General features: G+C 59.7%; 2 protein-coding genes and 1 pseudogene. 1 reads left to right on the forward strand and 2 read right to left on the reverse strand.

Annotated elements, in window-relative coordinates:
- Nucleotides 1-255 (forward strand): annotated as a pseudogene (locus tag AC1DVA_RS26685) (non-homologous end joining protein Ku); the annotation flags it as partial.
- Here AC1DVA_RS26685 and ku read toward each other — a convergent pair.
- Together ku and ligD are read right to left on the reverse strand one after the other, a co-directional pair.
- Complete coding sequence (ku, locus tag AC1DVA_RS26690) at nucleotides 256-1,044, reverse strand: non-homologous end joining protein Ku (protein WP_476807896.1); 789 nt, start codon at nucleotides 1,042-1,044, stop codon at nucleotides 256-258.
- A gap of 65 nt (nucleotides 1,045-1,109) precedes the next feature.
- On the reverse strand, nucleotides 1,110-3,749 hold the full coding sequence (gene ligD, locus AC1DVA_RS26695; protein ID WP_476807897.1) for a DNA ligase D: 2,640 nt from the start codon (nucleotides 3,747-3,749) through the stop codon (nucleotides 1,110-1,112).
- Nucleotides 3,750-3,957 lie beyond the last annotated feature (208 nt).

Consider the following 3,957-nt stretch of genomic DNA (forward strand, 5'->3'; position numbering starts at 1 on the left):
TCATTAATCATTAAGACGAAGGCCGGTGAATTCGATCCGAAGAACTTCGATGATCGTTACGAGGCTGCGCTCGCCGAGTTAGTCAAAGCCAAGATCGAAGGGCGGAAGATCAGGCCTCCAAAGCGCCAAGAACCCTCAAAGGTGGTCAACTTGCTGGATGCCTTGCGCCAGAGCGCCAAAACAAACGATAAGCCGGCGGCAAAATCGAAAGCCGCAAGCAAGGCCAAAGGCCAGCCCCAGCGCAAGGCTGGCTGATTATGTCTTGCGTGGTTCGAGACTCTTCCTGAGCGCGTCCATAATGCTGACGACATTGCTCTCGCTCGGTTGATCGACCTTTTTCCTGGGCGCCTTACGGCCTTTCTGCTTGGCGTTGATGATTTCGAGAAGTTCGTCCTGCACCGGATCCTGGGCCAATTCGGGCGACCAGTCCTTGGTACGATTCTTGATCAATTTCTCCATCAGCGAGCGCATATCCGCTTCGGGATCGACCTTCCGGATGCCGGCGAAGTATTCTTTTTCGGCTCGGACTTCGTCGCCATAGCGCAACGTCCAGAGGACGATGCCATTGTCCCGGGGCTCCAGAAGGACAGGGCGTTCCCGCCGATAAAGCACAACCCGCGAGATGCCGACGGTCTTCGTCGACTTCATCGCCTCGCGAATGACCGAGAATGCCTCGTTGCCGATCTTATCGTCCGGAACGAGATAGTGCGGCGTGTCGTACCAAATCCAGGCGACCGAGGAGCGGGGTGCGAAAACATCGATGTCGATCGTGCGGGTGCTTTCGAGAGAGACGGCATCCAGTTCATCCTCTTCGAGCATGACATAGTCGTCATCGCCTTTCGCATACCCCTTGACCTCGTCGTCCTCGCCAACGGGCTGACCCGTTTCGGCATCCACGAAACGGCTCTGGATCCTATTGCCAGTCTTCCGGTTGAGGGTGTGGAACCGAACCTTCTCGCTCTCAGAACGCGCGGGCAGCATCGCCACGGGACATGTCACGAGCGAGAGCTTCAAATAGCCTTTCCAGAAGGTGCGCTGAGCCATGGCCAGAATCTCCGATCGGGTTTCTGAACGCTCCGTCGAGCCTTCCGTTCCGGCACGGCTGATCGCTATTTGGTCGAGCCCAGTTTGCGGATGGCGTCCTTAAGCGAACCTTCGGCATCGCAATAACCCTCCCAGGCCTTCGTCTTCTTCAGGAGCGATGGCACAGTGCGCACAGTAAATCGCGCGGGATCCAAGCCGGCCTTTACCTGAGACCAGACCAAAGGCATCGATACGTGAGCACCCGGCCTGGCGCGGGCCGAGAGCGGCGCGACCGCTGTCGCCATCCTGTCGTTTCGGAGATAATCAAGGAAAATGCGGCCATTGCGCAGCCGCTTGGCCATGTTGACCACGTAGCGTTCAGGTTTCTCGGCGGCCAGCTGCGCGCAGAGGCGGCGGGCAAAATCCTTCGCACTGGGCCAGTCGAGTGCCCCACGCCGCGGCTTGGCCAGCGGCGTTACCACATGCAGCCCCTTGCCTCCCGTCGTCTTGCAGAAACTGGCGAGACCAAGCTGATCCAAGCGTTGTTGCATCGCCTTCGCAGTTTCGATGACGTCCTCAAAGGAGACTCCGGGCCCGGGATCGAGATCGAATACAAGCCTGCCCGGCGTTTCCGGATCCCCCGGCTGGCAGTTCCAGGGATGCAGCTCGATGCCACCGATCTGCGCCGCTGCAATCAGTGCCTCGATCCGGTCGATCTGAAGATAGGATTTCTTGTCACCGAACACCTTCACGAGCTCGAACAGGTTAGAAGTACCCATCCCCGCGTGACGCTGAAAAAAGGTCTCGCCGTCAATCCCATCTGGGGCCCGCAAGAGGGAACACGGACGGCCCTTGATCTGCGGCAGCAGCCAGCCGCCGACCGCTTCGAAGTAACGAGCTAGATCCAGTTTCGAAACCGGTTTCCCGTCTTCACCGTCCGGCCAGAGCCGCTTGTCCGGATTGGAGATGGCAACACCCAATACGTCCACCCGCCCACCGCGTGTCGACCGACGTGCGACGGGGCCAGGCTGGGGTGTTTCAACGGCCTCCGGTTGGACTGGCAGTTCGGTCTCGACCTCCTCGGCCGGCTTGTCATCGCGCAAGCCCTTGAACGCGGCCTGCCTAACCATTCCATCACCGGTCCACCCAGCGAATTCGATCTCCGCGACCAGCGCCGGATTGACCCAGGTGACGCCCGGCTCGCGCCGCGGAGCGCCAGCACCGGTGAAGGGGGATTTCGACGCAGCTTGTTCCTTCAGTCGGGGCAACAGCGCCTGAACCTTTGCCGCGCCATAACCAGTCCCGACCCGGCCGATATAAACGAAATGAGAGCCGCGATGGACGCCGACGAGAAGAGAACGAAACTTGCCTGCCGTGGTCGACCAACCGCCAATGACGACCTCATGTCCCGCCCGGCATTTGGCTTTGGTCCAGCTGTCGCTTCGGCCGGAAACGTATGACGCATCAGTTCGCTTCGACACGATTCCTTCGAGCGAAAGACGGCATGCCGATTTCAAGACCGCCTCCCCGCCGCTCTCGAAGTGCTCGACATAACGCAGCGTGACGCCATCTCCGTTGGCGCGGAGGAGTTCTTCCAGTTGCGACTTGCGCGCCAGTAGGGTCTGGTCGCGCAGATCCTGACCGTCTGTCGCAAGAAGGTCGAAGGCAAAGAATACGAGATTGTCCGTCTTCTGCTCCGACAAAGCAGCCTGCAGCGCTGCGAAATCCGGCGCCCCATGCTCATCCAAGGCGACGACCTCGCCATCAATAATGCAATTCGGCAATGACGCGCCGGCTTTGGCAACCGCTTTGAATTTGGAGGTCCAGTCGAGGCCCTTACGCGTTTTCAAAGTCGCTTTGCCGTTTTCGACGCGAAGCTGGATTCGATAGCCATCGAACTTGATCTCGTGCACCCACCCATCACCTGACGGTGGACGCTCGACACTGCGACAAAGCTGAGGCGTCACGAATTCCGGAAGCGTAGACTTGCCTCTGCCTGCGTTTCTGGAGTTGCGCGTTTTAGCTGGCGCCGTGTCCGTCGCATTGCGCCTCTTGTCCGCAGCAAGCCCCGACCGGCTGTCCCAAACAGCGCCTGCATCCATGGCCTCCTCCGTCAAAAGAAAGGGCTTGGGCGAGCGGCCCTTGCCTTCCGCGATCGCCTTCATCGTGCGGCCCGAGGCGACGGAGGTTTCATCCTTCAGAACGGCTTCCCCATCTCGATCGACGGCATGGTCGTCGCGATGCTTGATCAAGAGCCAGTTGGGGCGTTTTCCCCCGTCCCGATCCTTTCGCATGCGGACGAGAACGAAGCTGCCGTGCAGACGCTGACCGTCGAGGACGAATTTCAGGTCGCCCTTTTCAAATTGGCGCTGCGCACTGAGCTTTCCTTCGGGTTTCCAGAACCCGCGGTCCCAAAGCTGCACAGTACCGCCGCCGTACTCGCCTTTCGGGATGGTGCCTTCGAAATCACCGTAGGCCAGCGGATGGTCTTCAACCTCGACAGCCAGACGTTTGTCGTGCGGGTCAAGGGAAGGACCCTTGGTCACCGCCCAGGATTTGAAAACTCCATCCAGTTCCAGACGGAGATCATAGTGCAGTCGGGTGGCATCGTGCTTCTGGATGACGAAGCGCAGCCGGTCCGAAGAAGCCACCGCGGCATCGTCGCTCGGTTCCTTGGTTTTTTGGAAGTCGCGTTTGGCGCGATATGCCTGCAGCTTGCCGACCACGGAGCATCCCCTTCTGCGCTCCCATCAACGCAGGCGATTTTGGGGAGTTCCGTCGTGATGAACCAGCGGAAGCTTTGGCGCCTCTATCGCGCCATCGTGGGTGACTACATGCGAGCGCCAGGCTGCGAATGCGGGTGAAATCGACTTGTACGACCGCCTCGCCGCCGAATACCCTCATTGAGGGGACGGAGGGCATTATGGCGGATGT

This window comes from Allobosea sp. P4_C6 (genome assembly GCF_056402015.1).